Annotated in this window: 12 protein-coding genes and 1 pseudogene; 11 read left to right on the forward strand and 2 right to left on the reverse strand. The window is 71.6% G+C overall.

The genetic code is table 11. From position 1 onward, the window contains the following. The 5 genes and pseudogenes from NOD94_RS34200 to NOD94_RS34220 form a co-directional block, all read left to right on the forward strand. Nucleotides 1-239: pseudogene (locus NOD94_RS34200) on the forward strand (hypothetical protein); the annotation flags it as partial. Nucleotides 240-406: 167 nt separating this feature from the next. Beyond that, nucleotides 407-1,249, forward strand: a complete 843-nt coding sequence (locus NOD94_RS34205) for a nitrilase-related carbon-nitrogen hydrolase (protein ID WP_281210092.1) — start codon at nt 407-409, stop codon at nt 1,247-1,249. A gap of 38 nt (nt 1,250-1,287) precedes the next feature. Continuing rightward, nucleotides 1,288-2,541 (forward strand): aspartate aminotransferase family protein, encoded by a 1,254-nt coding sequence (locus NOD94_RS34210; RefSeq protein WP_281210103.1) that lies wholly within the window; start codon nt 1,288-1,290, stop codon nt 2,539-2,541. 10 nt (nt 2,542-2,551) lie between these two features. Then, complete coding sequence (gene hydA / locus NOD94_RS34215) at nt 2,552-3,952, forward strand: dihydropyrimidinase (protein WP_281210093.1); 1,401 nt, start codon at nt 2,552-2,554, stop codon at nt 3,950-3,952. A gap of 13 nt (nt 3,953-3,965) precedes the next feature. Next, on the forward strand, nt 3,966-4,979 hold the full coding sequence (locus NOD94_RS34220) for a TIGR03842 family LLM class F420-dependent oxidoreductase (RefSeq protein WP_281210094.1): 1,014 nt from the start codon (nt 3,966-3,968) through the stop codon (nt 4,977-4,979). A gap of 70 nt (nt 4,980-5,049) precedes the next feature. On the opposite strand, the gene NOD94_RS34225 is transcribed toward NOD94_RS34220, so the two are convergent. Next, a complete protein-coding gene (locus NOD94_RS34225) occupies nt 5,050-5,493 on the reverse strand; it encodes a hypothetical protein (protein WP_281210095.1) in 444 nt (147 codons plus the stop codon). A 403-nt stretch (nt 5,494-5,896) separates the two neighbouring features. Here NOD94_RS34225 and NOD94_RS34230 point away from each other — a divergent pair, with 403 nt between their 5' ends. Next, on the forward strand, nt 5,897-7,390 hold the full coding sequence (locus NOD94_RS34230; protein ID WP_281210096.1) for an IMP dehydrogenase: 1,494 nt from the start codon (nt 5,897-5,899) through the stop codon (nt 7,388-7,390). Nucleotides 7,391-7,441: 51 nt separating this feature from the next. On the opposite strand, the gene NOD94_RS34235 is transcribed toward NOD94_RS34230, so the two are convergent. Beyond that, nucleotides 7,442-9,070 carry a serine/threonine-protein kinase gene (locus NOD94_RS34235; protein WP_281210097.1) on the reverse strand — a complete coding sequence of 543 codons (1,629 nt, stop codon included), beginning with the start codon at nt 9,068-9,070 and terminating at the stop codon, nt 7,442-7,444. Between the two features lie 170 nt (nt 9,071-9,240). Between NOD94_RS34235 and NOD94_RS34240 the strand changes: the two genes are divergently transcribed. The 5 genes from NOD94_RS34240 to NOD94_RS34260 all read left to right on the forward strand — a co-directional run bounded on the left by NOD94_RS34240 (nt 9,241) and on the right by NOD94_RS34260 (nt 16,654). Then, nucleotides 9,241-11,190, forward strand: coding sequence for an FHA domain-containing protein (locus NOD94_RS34240; protein WP_281210098.1), 1,950 nt, complete (start codon nt 9,241-9,243; stop codon nt 11,188-11,190). Nucleotides 11,191-11,558: 368 nt separating this feature from the next. Then, entirely contained in the window at nt 11,559-12,224 is a 666-nt protein-coding gene (locus NOD94_RS34245; protein WP_281210100.1) for an RNA polymerase sigma factor, read from the forward strand. 5 nt (nt 12,225-12,229) lie between these two features. After that, nucleotides 12,230-12,568, forward strand: coding sequence for a hypothetical protein (locus NOD94_RS34250; protein WP_281210104.1), 339 nt, complete (start codon nt 12,230-12,232; stop codon nt 12,566-12,568). Between the two features lie 218 nt (nt 12,569-12,786). Then, nucleotides 12,787-13,554, forward strand: a complete 768-nt coding sequence (locus NOD94_RS34255) for an alpha/beta fold hydrolase (RefSeq protein WP_281210101.1) — start codon at nt 12,787-12,789, stop codon at nt 13,552-13,554. A gap of 217 nt (nt 13,555-13,771) precedes the next feature. Continuing rightward, on the forward strand, nt 13,772-16,654 hold the full coding sequence (locus NOD94_RS34260) for a LuxR family transcriptional regulator (protein WP_281210102.1): 2,883 nt from the start codon (nt 13,772-13,774) through the stop codon (nt 16,652-16,654). Nucleotides 16,655-16,754: the final 100 nt, after the last annotated feature.

The raw sequence follows: 16,754 nt of genomic DNA on the forward strand, positions 1-16,754 counted from the left end.
CCGCCGCCGAGGTGGCCGACGCCGCGCTCGCCCTCGGGGTCGCGGGCCGCGAGCGCGAGGCCCACGCCCTGCTCGGGGCCTTCGTCGGACTGCGCACCGCCGAGGAGGCCGCCGCTCTCGCCCGTAGGGACCCCGGCTGGTTCGTGCCCCGGCTGCTGCACGCGGCCCGCTCCCAGCCCGGCACCAGGCACCGGGACCTGGCGCACGCCCTGAGGGTGGCCGGACTCCCCGGTGCCTGATCCGCCCGCCTGTCGACCGTAAACGACCGTGTGGCGACGTAACTTGATCGACTACTCCAACTGCGCACGGCGGTCTTGCCCCGAGCTTGGACGCGGCCTACCTTCGACTCCCTACGCACCCCGTCTACGTGCGTAGAAGTCGGCGTTCCCGTCGCGAGGAGCAGCTCATGGCCCAAGTCGTCCGCGCCGCACTCGTCCAGGCCACCTGGACCGGCGACACCGAGTCGATGATCGCCAAGCACGAGGAGCACGCCCGCGCGGCGGCTGCCCAGGGTGCGCGGATCATCGGCTTCCAGGAAGTGTTCAACGCCCCCTACTTCTGCCAGGTGCAGGAGCCCGAGCACTACCGCTGGGCCGAGGCCGTCCCCGACGGCCCCACCGTCCGCCGGATGCAGGAGCTGGCCCGCGAGACCGGCATGGTGATCGTCGTACCGGTCTTCGAGCTGGAATCCGAGGGCTTCTACTACAACACCGCCGCCGTCATCGACGCCGACGGCAGCTACCTCGGCAAGTACCGAAAGCACCACATCCCCCAGGTCAAGGGCTTCTGGGAGAAGTACTACTTCCGCCCGGGCAACCTCGGCTGGCCCGTCTTCGACACGGCCGTCGGCCGGGTGGGCGTCTACATCTGCTACGACCGACACTTCCCCGAGGGATGGCGTCAGCTGGGCCTGGCCGGAGCCCAGTTGGTATACAACCCGTCCGCCACCCACCGGGGCCTCTCCGCCCACCTGTGGCAGCTGGAACAGCCCGCCTCCGCGGTCGCCAACGAGTACTTCATCGCCGCGATCAACCGCGTCGGCCGCGAGGAGTACGGCGACAACGACTTCTACGGCACCAGCTACTTCGTCGACCCGCGGGGCAAGTTCGTCGGCGACGTCGCCAGCGACAAGGAGGAGGAACTCCTCATCCGCGACCTCGACTTCGACCTGATCAAGGAGGTCCGCGACCAGTGGGCCTTCTACCGCGACCGTCGCCCCGACGCCTACGGAGGGCTCGTACAGCCGTGACCAACCCCATCCCCCTGCACAGCCGCCACCGCACCGTCATGCCCGACTGGCTCGCGCTGTACTACGACCGCCCCATCGAGCTCACGCACGGCGAGGGCCGCCACGTCTGGGACGCCGACGGCAACCGCTACCTCGACTTCTTCGGCGGCATCCTCACCACGATGACCGCACACGCCCTGCCCGAGGTGACCAAGGCCGTCTCCGAACAGGCCGGCCGGATCATCCACTCGTCGACGCTGTACCTGAACCGGCCGATGATCGAGCTGGCCGAACGGGTCGCCGCCCTGTCCGGCATCCCCGACGCCCGGGTCTTCTTCACCACCTCCGGCACCGAGGCCAACGACGCCGCCCTGCTGCTCGCGACGACGTACCGCCGCTCCAACCAGATCCTGGCCATGCGCAACAGCTACCACGGCCGGTCCTTCTCCACCGTCTCGATCACCGGCAACCGCGGCTGGTCCCCGACGAGCCTCTCGCCGCTCCAGACGTACTACGTGCACGGCGCCGTCCGCTCCCGGGGCCCCTTCGCGGCGCTGCCCGACGCCGAGTTCACCGCGGCGGCCGTCGCCGACCTGGAGGACGTGCTCGGACAGGCCCGCGGGGGAGTGGCCGCGCTCATCGCGGAGCCCATCCAGGGCGTCGGCGGCTTCACCTCCCCGCCCGACGGGCTGTACGGGGCGTTCCGCGAGGTACTCGACCGGCACGGCATCCTGTGGATCAGCGACGAGGTCCAGACCGGCTGGGGCCGCACCGGCGAACACTTCTGGGGCTGGCAGGCCCACGGCCAGAACGGCCCGCCGGACATCCTCACCTTCGCCAAGGGCATCGGCAACGGCATGTCCATCGGCGGCGTCGTCGCCCGGCCCGAGGTGATGAACTGCCTCGACGCCAACTCGATCTCCACCTTCGGCGGCTCCCCGATCACCATGGCCGCCGGCCTCGCCAACCTCTCCTACCTGCTGGATCACGACCTCCAGGGCAACGCCCGCCGCGTCGGCGGCCTGCTCCTGGAACGGCTGCGCGCCGTCGCCGCCCACGTGCCCGCCGTACGGGAGGTCCGCGGCCGCGGCCTGATGGCCGGACTGGAACTGACCGAACCCGGCACCGACCGGGCCGCCCCGGACGCCGCCGCGACCGTCCTGGAGGCCGCCCGCGCGGGCGGCCTGCTGCTCGGCAAGGGAGGCGGCCACGACACGAGCGTGCTGCGCGTCGCGCCGCCGCTGTCCCTCACCGTCGCCGAGGCGGAAGAGGGCGCCGCCATCCTCGAACAGGCGCTCCGCAGCATCACGTAGGGGGATTCACATGAGCATCCGCACCCTGATTCGCGGCGGACTGGTCGTCACCGCCGCCGACGAGCTCCACGCGGACGTCCTCATCGAGGACGGCCGGGTGGCGGCGCTCGCCGCACACGGCTCGGACGCCGCCCGGGCCTGGACGGCCGACCGCACCATCGACGCGGCCGGCAAGTACGTCATCCCGGGCGGCGTCGACGCGCACACCCACATGGAACTCCCCTTCGGCGGCACCGCCGCCTCGGACACCTTCGAGACCGGGACCCGCGCCGCGGCCTGGGGCGGCACCACCACCATCGTCGACTTCGCCGTGCAGAGCGTGGGCCGCTCCCTTCGCGAGGGCCTCGACACCTGGTACGCCAAGGCCGACGGCAACTGCGCGATCGACTACGCCTTCCACATGATCCTCTCGGACGTCAACGAGGGCACCCTCAAGGAGATGGACCTCCTCGTCGAGGAGGGCGTCAGCTCGTTCAAGCTGTTCATGGCGTACCCCGGCGTCTTCTACTCCGACGACGGGCAGATCCTGCGGGCCATGCAGCGGGCCTCCGGCAACGGCGGGCTGATCATGATGCACGCCGAGAACGGCATCGCGATCGACGTGCTCGTCGAACAGGCCCTGGCCCGCGGCGAGACCGACCCCCGCCACCACGGCGAGGTGCGCAAGGTCCTCCTGGAGGCGGAGGCCACCCACCGGGCGATCCAACTCGCCCGGGTGGCCGGCTCCCCGCTGTACGTGGTGCACGTCTCCGCCGAGGAGGCGGTCGCCGAGTTGGCCGCGGCCCGCGACATGGACCTGCCCGTCTTCGGGGAGACCTGCCCGCAGTACCTGTTCCTGTCCACCGACAACCTCGCCGAGCCCGACTTCCAGGGCGCCAAGTACGTCTGCTCCACCCCGCTGCGCCCGCGCGAGCACCAGGCCGCGCTGTGGCGGGGGCTGCGCACGAACGACCTCCAGGTGGTCTCCACCGACCACTGTCCGTTCTGCTTCCGCGGCCAGAAGGAGCTGGGGCGCGGGGACTTCTCCAAGATTCCCAACGGGCTGCCGGGGGTGGAGAACCGCATGGACCTCCTCCACCAGGCCGTCCTGGACGGGCACATCAGCCGCCGCCGCTGGATCGAGATCGCCTGCGCGACCCCGGCCCGGATGTTCGGCCTCTACCCGCAGAAGGGCACCATCGCGCCGGGCTCCGACGCCGACATCGTCCTCTACGATCCGCACGCCGAGCAGGTCATCTCCGCCGAGACGCACCACATGAACGTGGACTACTCGGCGTACGAGGGCAGGCGGATCACCGGACGCGTCGACACGGTCCTCTCGCGCGGCGAACTCGTCATCGACCGGCGCGAGTACACCGGCCGGGCCGGCCACGGGGCCTTCGTCCACCGCTCCACCTGCCAGTACCTGTAAGGAGAGTCCCGCCATGGACTTCGGCCTAGTCCTGCAAACCGACCCGCCCGCCTCCCAGGTCGTCAGCCTGATGAAGCGCGCCGAACGCAACGGGTTCCGCTACGGCTGGACCTTCGACTCGGCCGTGCTGTGGCAGGAACCGTTCGTCATCTACAGCCAGATCCTCGCCAACACCCAGCGGCTCCACGTAGGTCCGATGGTCACCAACCCGGGCACCCGCACCTGGGAGGTGACCGCCTCCACCTTCGCCACCCTCAACGACATGTACGGCAACCGGACGGTCTGCGGCATCGGCCGGGGCGACTCCGCGATGCGGGTCGCCGGCCGGGCGCCGAACACCCTGGCCCGGCTCGGGGAGGCCATCGACGTCATCCGCGACCTCGCCGAGGGCCGCGAGGCGCAGGTCGACGGCAAACCGCTCCGCATCCCCTGGATCCGGGAGGGGAAGCTGCCCGTCTGGATGGCCGCGTACGGGCCGAAGGCCCTCGCATTGACCGGCCGGAAGGCCGACGGGTTCATCCTCCAGCTCGCCGACCTCTACCTCACCGAGTGGATGGTCAAGGCCGTACGGCAGGCCGCGACCGAGGCGGGCCGCGACCCGGCGTCCATCACCATCTGCGTAGCGGCCCCGGCCTACGTCACGGCTGACGACTCGGCCGAGGCCCTGGCGCACGCCCGCGACCAGTGCCGCTGGTTCGGCGGGATGGTCGGCAACCACGTCGCCGACCTCGTCTCCCGCTACGGCGAGCACTCCTCGATGGTCCCCGAGGAACTCACCGAGTACGTCAAGTCCCGCCAGGGCTACGACTACAGCCACCACGGCCGCGCCGGGAACCCGTCGGCCGACTTCGTCCCCGACGAGATCGTCGACAGGTTCTGCCTGCTGGGCCCGGCCGAGGCCCACATCGAGAAACTGCGCGCCCTGCGCGCCCTGGGCGTCGACCAGTTCGCCGTCTACGACATGCACGACGCGCGGGAGGCCACCATCGACGCGTACGGATCCGACATCATCCCGCTGTTCGGCTGACGTCCGGCGACGGCGCGGGGCCGGCCCGGGGGCGCCTTCGTCGGGCCCCCGGGTCGTGCGCCCCACCGGATCACGGGAGGCGAACGGCGGTTCCCCCGGCAGAGCGCCGGGCCCGCCCGCGCAGGTAGGCCGCGGCGCAGGTCAGGACGACGGCGAGGCCGGCGAGCACGCAGACCAGCACGGTGATCGACGGGGAGACGTGCTCCACCGTCGAGCCGTCGGAGTAGACGCAGGCGTTGCGAAGCGGCCACCCCTCCTGCGCGATGCCCGCCAATCCGGCGCCGGAGGCGTTCCGGTCCTCGCACAACTCGGGGAACGGGCCCCCCAGGCGAACGGACAACCAGCCGTAGCAGTACACGGCCGCCGCCGAAGGAGCGAGGACCAGGGGGAGGACCGCACACCACCTGAGGGGAGTCGGCGAGGGGCTGTTCAGCGTCACGACGAGGACCACCATGCCCGCTCCCGCGGCGACCACACCGAGGAGCAGCGCGATCCCCATCAACGGCTCCGTCACCGTGCCCCCTCCTCGTTCGCCTCCGCGGCCGGCGCCGCACGGCCCACCGGTCCGGTGCCCCGACCGTACAGGGGTGATCGACACCAAATGGCCGTCCGGTGAAGGGAGATGCGCCGTCCGGTCGCCCGTTCCCGCCCTGGTGGGGGCACAGGTTCGGTGCGGTAGCATCGCGCATGGCGTCATCGAAGTCAGCGCCTGTGCAGCACCGTGCCGGTCGGGTCCGTGGTGCCCTCGCCATCGATCTCGGCCCCACGCGAGCACGGCCCGCGGGCGTGCCCGCTCCCGATGGATACCGGAGAGCCGGGCCTTCCGCAGTGGGCCATCGGCCTGCAACGGCCGCACCGCCCGCACGAGCCTCGCCAACGCACCGGTACCGGTCGGCAGGCTCCTTTTTGGAGACGACGTGAAATTCCTCCCCGAGATCTCCCGCACGCTGAGCGAGTACCTCCTCATCCCGGGCCTGACCACAGCGGACTGCACGCCGGACAACGTGGACCTCGCAGCGGCGCTGGTGCGTCACCGGGTCGGCGAGGAGCCGGGCGTACGGATCGCCACGCCCATGGTGAGCGCCATCATGCAGGCCGTGTCCTCACCGAAGCTGGCGGTGGCGCTGGCGCAGGTCGGCGGGCTGTCCTTCATCCACCAGAACCAGCCGGTCGAGGACCAGGCCGCGGACGTGCGGGCGGTGAAGCGGCACAAGGCCGGCTTCCGGGCCGGCGAGGTCACCGTGGCTCCGGACACGCATCTCGGCGAGGTGACCCGGCAGTTGTCCGATGCCGAGCAGGGCGTGGCGGTCGTCACGAAGACCGGTGAACCGGACGGAGAGTTCCTCGGGATCATCGGGCTCGACGACTTCCACCTGGAGCGCCACGGCGCCTACGAGAGCGTCGGCAACCGGATGCGTGAGCGTGCCGGCCTGGTCACCGCGCCCGCCTCGGTCTCCCTGTCCGAGGCCAACGAGCTGATCTGGCGGCACCATCTGGACGTGCTGCCGGTGGTCGAGGACGACCGGGTCGTCTCCCTGGTCCTCAAGAGGGACTACCAGGCCCACAAGACCTACCACCGCGCGACCGTGGACGGCGAGAAGCGGCTGCGCGTGGGCGCCGGCATCAACTCCCGGGACTACAAGGACCGCATTCCGGCCCTGGTGGAGGCCGGCGCGGACGTGCTGTGCCTGGACTCCTCGGACGGCTATTCCGAATTCCAGCGCAGGACACTGGAGTTCGCGCGCGAACAGTACGGGGACGACGTCTTCGTCGGTGCGGGCAACGTCGTCGACGGGCGGGCCTTCCGCTACCTGGCCGACGCGGGCGCGGCGTTCGTGAAGGTCGGGATCGGCGGCGGCGCCATCTGCACCACGCGGGCGCAGAAGGGCATCGGCCGCGGGCAGGCCTCCGCGCTGCTCGACGTGGTCGAGGCCCGCGACGCCTACGCCCGGGAAACCGGCGTGTACGTGCCGCTGTGCTGCGACGGCGGCCTGCTCAACGACTCCCACATGGCGATGGCCCTGGCCATGGGCGCGGACTTCATCATGCTCGGCCGCTACTTCGCCCGGCTCGACGAGAGCCCGTCGCGGAAGCTGCAGATCGGCGGCCAGTGGTACAAGGAGTACTGGGGTGAGGGATCACGGCGGGCACAGAACGCGGCCCGCTACGGCCAGGGCGGGCGGATGGTCTTCGAGGAGGGCGTCGACGGCTACGTGCCCTACGCCGGCAGCCTGTACGACAACGTGGAGCGGACCCGGACCAAGCTGATCTCCACGATGATCAGCTGCGGATCGACGAACGCGCGGGACTTCCATCGGGACGCGGTGCTGGTCGCGGTGTCGGCGGAATCGTTCAAGCAGACCGGCGCGGAGATCGAGGTGCGCCGGCCCGCCATCGACGCCGGGGAGTGAGGTGTACCCGGTCGGGCGGTTGCCCGGCCGGGTCATCGCGGAGCGGGTCGATCAGCCGGTGCAGGTGATGGAGAAGGGGACCGGGTTGGAGGTGGTGCGGGTGGGGCTCTGGAGTTCCACGGCCATTCCGGTGGTCAGGTTGCCCGCCTTCGCCCAGGTCGTCAGGCGCACGGTGTCGTGGCCCGTGGGGTTGTCCTTGGAACCGATCGACATGGTCCGCCAGTGCGGGTCCACCACCGAGCCGTCACCGGACACCCAGCGGTAGGAGATCAGGGTCGGCTCGGATGCGGTGAACGTCGCGGTGAAGGCCGGGGCCCGGCCTTCGGGGGTGGGGCAGCCACCGGTGTAGGTGGTGTTCGCGCCGGCCACCGACATCCGTACGCCCGAACCGGCGGCGGCGCCATCCCCGTCGCCGTCGGTCAGTGCGAGGGCCACGCCGCCGGCGATCAGTACGCACGCGGTCGCGCCGGCCGCGGCGAAGAGTGCCGTACGGCGCTTGCGGGGCCGGGCCGGGTCCGCGGGCGTCGCGGCCGGGGCCTTCGCCGGGGCGGACGCGGTCGGTACCGTCGGTACGGCCGCAGCGGGCTCCGTCGTCGGGTCCGTCGTGGTGGTGGGCGTCGTCGCCGCCGTGGCGGGTTCCGCCGCGGGGACGGGGGCCGGCAGGACGCGGGCCGCGGCCGTGGTGGCGTCCGGCTCGTGCGCGATGTCCCGCAGGGCTTCGGTGACGCGGGCGGCGGGGGTCCGCTCGGCGGGCTCCTTGCGGAGCAGCCCGGCGATGACCGGGGCGAGCGGGCCGGCCCGGACCGGCGCCGGCGGTTCCTCGTCCACGACGGCCCGCAGGGTGCTCAGCGCCGTGTCCTGCCGGAACGGGGAGATCCCCTCCACGGCCGCGTACAGCATCACACCGAGGGACCACAGGTCCGACTCGGGGCCCGAGGGGCGGCCCAACGCCCGCTCCGGCGGCAGGTACTCGGGGGAGCCGACCACCTCGCCGGTCATGGTGAGCGCGGTGCTGCCCTCGACCACCGCGATGCCGAAGTCACTGAGCACCACCCGGCCGTCCTCGGCGAGCAGCACGTTCGCCGGCTTCACGTCACGGTGCTCCACCCCGACGGCGTGCGCGGCGCGCAGCGCGCTCAGCACCTCCGCGCCGATGTGCGCGGCGTGCCGCGGCGTGAGCGGGCCCTCGGCGCGCAGCAGATCGGCCAGCGACTGCCCGCGGATCAGTTCCATCACGATCCAGGGCCGGTCGTCCTCCATGACCACGTCGTGGACCGTCACCACGTTGCGGTCGGGTATCCGGGCGGCCGCCCACGCCTCCCGTTCCAACCGGCTGTACATCCGGGCGATGGCGTCGGCCGACAGACCTCCCGGCGCCCGGACCTCCTTGACGGCGACCTCCCGGTGCAGGGTCTCGTCGCGGGCGCGCCATACGGTGCCCATGCCGCCCTCGCCGAGCCGCGACAGCAGCCGGTAGCGGCCCGCGACGAGCCGGTCCCCGCCCGGCGCGGGCGGGGCGGCGGCGGGCGGGGCCGTGCTCGCCGTACCCGTCGTGACCGCCGTGACCCGTGTGTCGGCCGTCGCCGCCGTGCCCGATGTGGTCGCCGTGGTGGTCGCCGTGGTGGCGGACACGAGCGCGGTCTCCGTCACGGTCCCGGTATCGGATTCCTCGTTGTGCATGGGGGCAGTTCTCCCTTTGGTCGCCGGCCGACGCGAGACATCACGTACGGACCGGGTCCTCCGGTTCAACGGTGCGCGAAAGTTTTCAAGGATTGGTTGAACCGAACACCTTCGCGGGGGCGTGTTGCTGTCGTACGAGGTCAGCAGGCGTCTTTCTCAAGGAGTGTGGAGTGCCATCGGTCATCGTTGGGCGCACGGGTCCCTTCACCGGGCAGAGCGTGGTTCTGGGCATCGAGCCCCTCAGCTTCGGGCGCAAGAGCGACAACGGCGTCGTGATCGTCAGCCCCAGTGCCTCCCGGCTGCACGCCGAGGTCCTCGCGGAGGACGCGGGGTTCGTCCTCTACGACCGGGACAGCCGCAACGGCACGTTCGTCAACGATCAGCGCGTCCAACGGCATGTCCTGCGCCCGAGCGACTGCATCAGGATCGGTGACGAAACGTTTCTCTACGAGGCGCAGGACGCCCTGGAGACGGTCATGGACCTCTCCCTCCTGGACGTCCCCCGGGCGAGCGCCGCGGACCCCGGAACGCTGCGGGTCACCATCACGGGCGGCGGTCCGGTGGGCCTCGCCTTCGCCCTGGCGCTCGACGGGATGTTGCCCGGCCGAACGGCCATCACCCTCTACGACGGCCGCTGGACCAGGAGGGGTTCCGAGGTCGTCTGGAAGGACGAGACGCAGGGCAACTTCCGCCGCCAACAGGTGGTGACGGTCCAGAGCAGGCAGTACCTCGCCCTGCCCGACGAGGTGCTCTCCGCGTTGTTCGACGACGAGGGCCAGTACTCCGAGATGTGGCCCGTCGGACCGGACTCGGTCGACGGCCGCCCGCCCCGCAACATCCGGATCGCCCACATCGAGGACCGGTTGCTGGACCTGGCGAACCGCAAACCGGCGATCCGACTCGTCCCCAAGCGTTTCGACGTGGCGGAGCAACAGAACCGGCTCACCCAGGAGCACGTCCTGGTGGTCTGCGAGGGCGGTCGCTCCCGCACCCGTGAGCACTACGCCGACCGCTTCGGCGCGGCCGACGCCTCGATCTACTCCCTCGACGGCGAGCACCTCCAGGACGTCGTCCTGGGGCTGCGCGTCAAGTCGCAGCTGCCGGACCCGATGAGCGTGCTGCTCACGGTGTCGCAGAACCGCTTCCTCCTCAACTCCCTCCGGGGCGAGGGCTTCCTGAACATGCGGCTCACCCGCGAGGAGGCCAAGAACGTCATCGGCATCGACCCGGTCCGTCACGTCTTCGAGGAGTGCATAGCCGCCCGCCCCTGCCTGATGAGCCGGCAGGAGGAGGACAACGAGTTCCGTTGCCCCACCCACGGCACCCTCTTCCTGCCCGCCCTGCTGCGCGGCTCCCCGTTGTGGAAGGAGATCCGGCAGGGCCTGCGCCTGTTCGGGGTGGCCGAGGACGACTTGTCGGCGATCACCTCGTTCCGCTTGGACATGGTGCAACGCCCCAGGTTCACCGCGCAGTTGCACCGGCCGACCGCGACCAGCCCCGGCACCTACGGCTTCCTGCTGGGCGACGCCGCCAACGCCATCCACTTCTGGCCGGGTCGCGGCCTCAACAGCGGCCTGGCATCGGCGACTTCGCTGGCCCGCTCGCTCAGCCGCGCCTGGCGGGGCAAGCCGCTGCGGGACGCCGACTTCATCCGCCACGAGGCGGCGATGTCCATGCTCCAGTACCGGCACAAGAGCCGGGCGTGGAACGCCATGGTGACCACGGACGAGCAGGGTGTCACCCGTGCCATCAGGGACATCATCGCGCGCGGCGCGGAGGCCCCCGGCGGGTCCGGGGCCGGGTCCGGCCCCGGCGGCCCGGGAGGAGGTCCGGGCGGAGCGGCGGACGGGGGCGACCTGGAGGCGTTGCTGGAGCGGATGGTCGAGATCCGCGAACGGTTGGCGTCCCGGATGCCGGGCCTGCCGACGGACGGGGAACTGCGTTCGCACCTGGCCGCGATCGCTCCCGCGACCCTGCGCACCCTGCGGGAGAGCGGCGCCTGGGACACCTTGATCGTCGGCGGTGAGGAGGCCGACATCGACCTCTTCTACCAGTCGGACTCCCCGGTCTTCGTGCCCCGCCCGGCCGACCCCCGGAGCCCCTCCCCGGTCGGCGCGTAGGCCGTTTCCTGCCGTAGGCGCTCGCCGGCGCCCTGTCGGGTACCGGCGGGCGCGGCACTCCCGCGTGCCCGTGACGGCCGGGGCGGGGGCCGGGGCGTCCGGGGCCGGGCGGGGCCGTACCCGCCCGACCGTGCCCGTTCGAAAAAAGTTGGGCCGGAAGTGAATCCTCTTCGGGTCTTCTCCCCTCTTGTGTGTGTGCCGGTCGAACGTGCCGGCGGAAACGGGAGGAACGTCAATGATGATCACCGTCCTCGTAGTGGTCGGAGCCCTGCTCGTGGGCGCGTGCGGTTGGCACCTGCTGCGGCGCTACCGGAGCGGAGCCTGAGCTGCGCCCGCGCGCGGCGGCATCCGGCGGATGTGAGGAGTATATGAACCAACGTTTCCGTTGGCCGGACGACCGGCTGATCAAGGCCGCTCAGGACGGTGACGTCACATCGCTGACCACGGTCGTCATGGAATCGCAGCCCCACGTGCGCAAATTCGCCTTCTCGCTCTGTGCCTCGCCGCAGGACGCCGAGGACGCGGCGCAGGAGGCGCTGATCATCCTGTACCGGAAGATCGGCACCCTGCGGGCCGCGGGCGCGCTCGCCTCGTGGATGTTCCGGATCGTGCGCAACGAGTGCCTCCGGCAGGTACGACTTCTCGTCCCGCGCGGGGCGGAGGCGTCGGCGGCCGAGCCGGAGGCGTCCGTGGAACCGTCCGCCGAGGAGGAGGTGCTGCACGGGCTGGAGGCGGCACGGATCGCGGCCGCGGTCAGTGCCCTTCCCCGCGACCAGCGACAGGTCCTGATCATGCGGGACGTGCGGGGCCTGCCCGGTAAGGCCGTGGCCCGCTCGCTCGGCCTCAGCGACGCCGCGATGAAGTCGCGGCTGCACAGGGCGCGCGCGACAGTGCGTCAATCACTGGCAACCGACCCGGCGACCGGACGGGCAACCGACCGGCCAATCGGGCGGGCAACCGGACGGGCGGCCGCCGGCGACAGGACACCCGGTCGAGCGATCGACCCACAAGACGGAGGAGAGGCGCGACCGTGAACATCGTGAAGCCCGAGCGGTCCGAGAGGGTCCCGGCCACCACCCGATCCGAGCCGGCCGGGCCGGATTTCGCCAGCAGGTCCGTGCCGCGCCACCTGGTGCGCGGCGCGATCGGGTTCGGGTTGATCGGCGGGTCGATCGCCCTGGTGCCCGTCGTCGGCCCGGTCGCCCTGCTCGCGGCGCCGTTGGCCCTCATCGCCTTCCGCGGTTGCCCCACCTGCTGGATGGTCGGCCTGGCCCAGACCATTTCCCGCGGCCGGCTGGAACGCCGATGCGGGGACGGTTCGGGCACGTGCACCCTCACCGTGGCGGGACCGGCGACGCCCGGGAAGGTCATTCCGTGATCAACAGTTGAATTGCGAACGGTTTCGGCCTGCGGGGGGAGCGGGAGAGCGATTTTCGGCCGCCATAGGGGTCCGGGCGGTGACAAACCTAGGGGTACTGGCGAGATTGGCTCTCTGCTAGACATAGAGCAACGGAACGCGTGTGCGGAAGCCGTAAAGGGGCTCGACTCGTCGAGTTCATGTGCTACTTCCGGACTGGAACACGGAGTTTTCATCCCTTGATCGACAAGCAGAATGCCGACGGCTGGATCCGCCGCTATCACGCCGCGGACGAAAGCCCGATCCGACTGGTTTGCCTCCCGCACGCCGGTGGATCCGCCTCCTTCTACTTCCCCATGTCCCAGGCCCTGGCCCCGGGAGTGGACGTCCTGAGCGTTCAGTACCCCGGACGTCAGGACCGCCGGCACGAGCCGGGGATCACCGACATCGGCGTCTATGCCGACGCTCTGACCAGGGCACTCCTGCCCTGGCTCGATCGGCCCGTGGCTCTGTTCGGCCACAGCATGGGCGCCATCCTGGCCTTCGAGGTGACGCGCCGGCTGGAACGCGACCACGGTGTGAGCCCGGTGCGCATCTTCGCCTCCGGACGCCGCTCACCGTCGAGTTTCCGCCATGAATCCGTTCACCTGCGCGATGACGACGGCATCGTGGCCGAAATGCGCGAGCTCAGTGGAACCAACTCGGCCATTCTCGGCGATGAGGAGATCCTGCGGATGGTACTTCCCGCCATTCGGAGCGACTACACGGCGATCGAGAACTACCGGGCCGAGCCCGGGGAAACGGTGAAAGCCCCCGTCACCGTGCTGACCGGCGAGTCCGACCCCCGCACCAGCGCGGAGGAGGCCGAGGCCTGGGAAGGTCACACCGGCGGAGAATTCGACATCCACCGTTTTCCCGGCGGACATTTCTTTCTCGCCAACCACCAGGCGCGGGTCTTGAAGATTATTTCCGACGAGCTCGCGGCGGCCCCCATCCGGAAGGGCTGAGCCGCACGCCGGGTGGGCCGCACGACCGGCGGCCCACCCGGCGGCGTACGGACGTACGGCACCCGGGGCCGGGCCGGCATCCCTCCCCGCACGGAGGGCCGGCCGATCCGCCCCGCGGTGCCCGGAACCACCCCGCCCGCCCGGCGGGGGTGCGAGGAGGCACGACGCAGTGCAGTGCAGGGCAATCTCAGGTGCTCCGGGGGAAGGGAACGAGGCCGTGGCGGCAAGGCTGGTCGAGCGCGAAGACGAGTGGGAGACGCTGAACGACCTGCTCGGCAGTGCCCGCCGGGGTCGCGGGCGCGTCGCCGTCATCAGTGGGCCCATCGCCGGCGGGAAGACGACACTGCTGGAGTGTTTCACCGAACAAGCCTTGTCCGATGGGGCGTTGGTCCTGGAAGCAGCCGGCTCCCGAGCCGAGCGCTACCTCCCCTTCGGGATCCTGCGCCGGATCCTCGACAGCGCCGCGCCACTGGACCCGGCCGTCCACGCCGAGGCCACCGCACTCCTCGACGGCGTGAGCGCCGAGGCCGAGGGCGCCCAGGACGCGGCGGGCGCCGTCGAAGCCGGTATGCGCGTCCTGCCCCACGTCTGCGCCTCGCTCCTGCGGATCGCCCGCGGCCGAACCGTCGTCATCGCCGTCGACGACGTCCACCACGGCGACGAACTCTCCCGCGCGTTCCTGCTGTGCCTGGCGCGACGGGTCCGGCAGGCGGGCGTCCTCATCGTGCTGACCGAGGCCGTCCGGTTGCTGCCCGCCCAACTCGACTTCCACGCCGAACTCAAGCGCCAGCCCAACTGCACCAGCATCCGGCTGCCGCTGCTCAGCGCGGACGGCATCGGCCGCCTCCTGGCCGGGCACTTCTCCACCGCCGCCCAGCGGCTGTCCGTCGACTGTCAGGAGGCCACCGGCGGAAACCCCTTGCTGGTCAAGGCCCTGCTGGAGGACGGCCTGGCCGCCCTGGGCGACAGTGAGCCGTTCCAGCCGTTCGTCCCCGCCGAGACCTTCGAGCGTGCGGTGCTCGACTGCCTCCACCGCGGCGACCCCGAGATGCCGGCCGTCGCCCGCGGCGTCGCCGTACTCGGCGACGCCTGCCCGCCCGCCCTGCTCAGCCGCATCACCGACGTCCACGTCAAGACCGCCGAACTGGCGCTCCAGGACCTGGGCCGGTGCGGGATCCTGCGCGACGGAGCGTTCCGCGAGGCCGCGACCCGCGCCGCCGTACTCACCGCGACCCCGCCCGGCGCGCTGTCCGCGCTGCACCAGCGCGCCGCGCGACTGCTGCACCAGGAAGGGGCGGCCGCCCTCGACGTCGCCCGGCACCTCCTCGCCGCCCGCAAGCCGGTGGAGGGGTGGGCGATCCCCGTCCTCCAGGAGGCCGCCGAGTACGCCCTCGTCGAGGACGATCCCCAACTCGCGCTGCGGTGCGGGGAACTGGCCGTCGACTCGTGCCCGGAGGGGTCCCGTCGCACCGCCCTGAAGTCCCGCCTCGTCAGCATCGTCTGGCGCAGCAGCCCGGCCGCCGCCGAGGGCCACCTGCGACAGCTGTCCCGGGAATTCTGCGCCGGCCGGCTCACCGACCGGGACCTCCTGCACGCCGTGTCCTGCCTGGCCTGGATGGGCGAGGCCCGCCAGGCCGCCGAGGCGATACACGGCCTGCAGACCGCCGCCGACCAGGCCCGCAACGCCGGCCGGCCCTTCGTCTACGAATCCGGCACCCTCGCCGCCGCGCAGAACTGGCTGTCCCTGATCAGCCCTCCGGTGCGGGACGTCTTCACCCCCTCCGGAGCCCCCGACACCACCGCCCCCGACACCACCGCGCCCGACGCCACCCGTGCGCCGGCCGACGGCCGCGCCGCATCCCACGACATGCCCGACGACGCCCACGTCCCGGCCGCCGAGGCGATGCGGACCGCGCTGCGCGGCGGCCAGGGCGAGGCGGCCGTCGCCGAGGCCACCCGGGTCCTGCAGCGCTACCACCTCAGCGACCGCACCCTCACCTCCCTCGTCCTCGCCGTACTGGCCCTCGTCTACGCGGGCCGCCTCGACCTCGCGCTCACCTGGATCGACCGGCTGCTCGGCGAGTGCGCCACCAGCAACGCGCCGACCTGGCAGGCCGTCCTCGGCGCGGTCAGGGCCGAGGTCGCCCTGCGCCAGGGCGACCTGCCGGGCGCCGCCGCCCAGGCCCGCCAGGCCATGTCCCTGATATCCGTGCCGTGTTGGGGCGTGGGCATCGCCCTGCCGCTGGGTGTTCTCATCGAGGCCGAGACCCGGATGGGCAACCTCGAAGAGGCCATGGGCCTGCTCGAACAACCGGTGCCCGAGACGATGCTGGAAACCCGGACCGGGCTGCACTACCTGCGCGCCCGCGGCCGCTGCCACCTCGCCACCGGCCGCTACCACGCCGCCCTGCGCGACTTCCTCACCTGCGGCGAGCTGATGCAGGCCTGGGGCATGGAAGCCGCGGAGCCGGTGCCGTGGCGGCTGGACGCCGCCGAGGCGTGGCTGGCCATCGGCAACTTGCCGCGGGCCCGGGAGTACGTCGAGCAACAGCGCCGGCGTGAGACGGGCCCGGCCGGCAGCCGGCCGCGAGGGCCCGTGCTGTTCGCGCTCGCCCGCACCAGCGGCGACCTCGGCTATCGCCTCAAGCGACTCACCGAGGCCGTGGAAGTCCTGGAACAGGGCGAAGACAGGCTCCAACTGGCCAGAAGCCTAGGCGAGTTGGGAAGCGCCTATCGGGCGGCGGGGGACTTCAACCGAGCCCGGATGCTCGTCCGCAAGGCCTGGCACGTGGCCAAGTCGTGCGGGGCGCAGCCACTGTGCCAGGAGTTCACACCGGGACAGGGCGACGGAGAGCCCGCCCCCGTCACCGGACGCGAGGCGGAACCGCCGAGCGAGGCCGAGGTGCTGTCCGAGGCGGAGGCCCGGGTGGCGCTCCTCGCGGCGCGCGGACACACCAACCGGGAGATCGCCACCAAGCTGTACGTGACCGTGTCCACGGTCGAACAGCACCTGACCCGGATCTACCGCAAGCTGCAGGTCAAACGACGCCGGGACCTGCCCGCCCGGCTGTGGGACCTGAGCCTGCCCGGCATCGCCTGAGGGCCGGGCCGCGGATCGGTCCCGTGCGGGGACCGACCCGGGAGGGGCCGGGCGCCCGGGGCCGTGCGCCAGATACGAACATCACACCTATTAAAAAAAG

Source organism: Streptomyces sp. Isolate_45 (assembly GCF_024721315.2).
Lineage (GTDB): Bacteria > Actinomycetota > Actinomycetes > Streptomycetales > Streptomycetaceae > Streptomyces.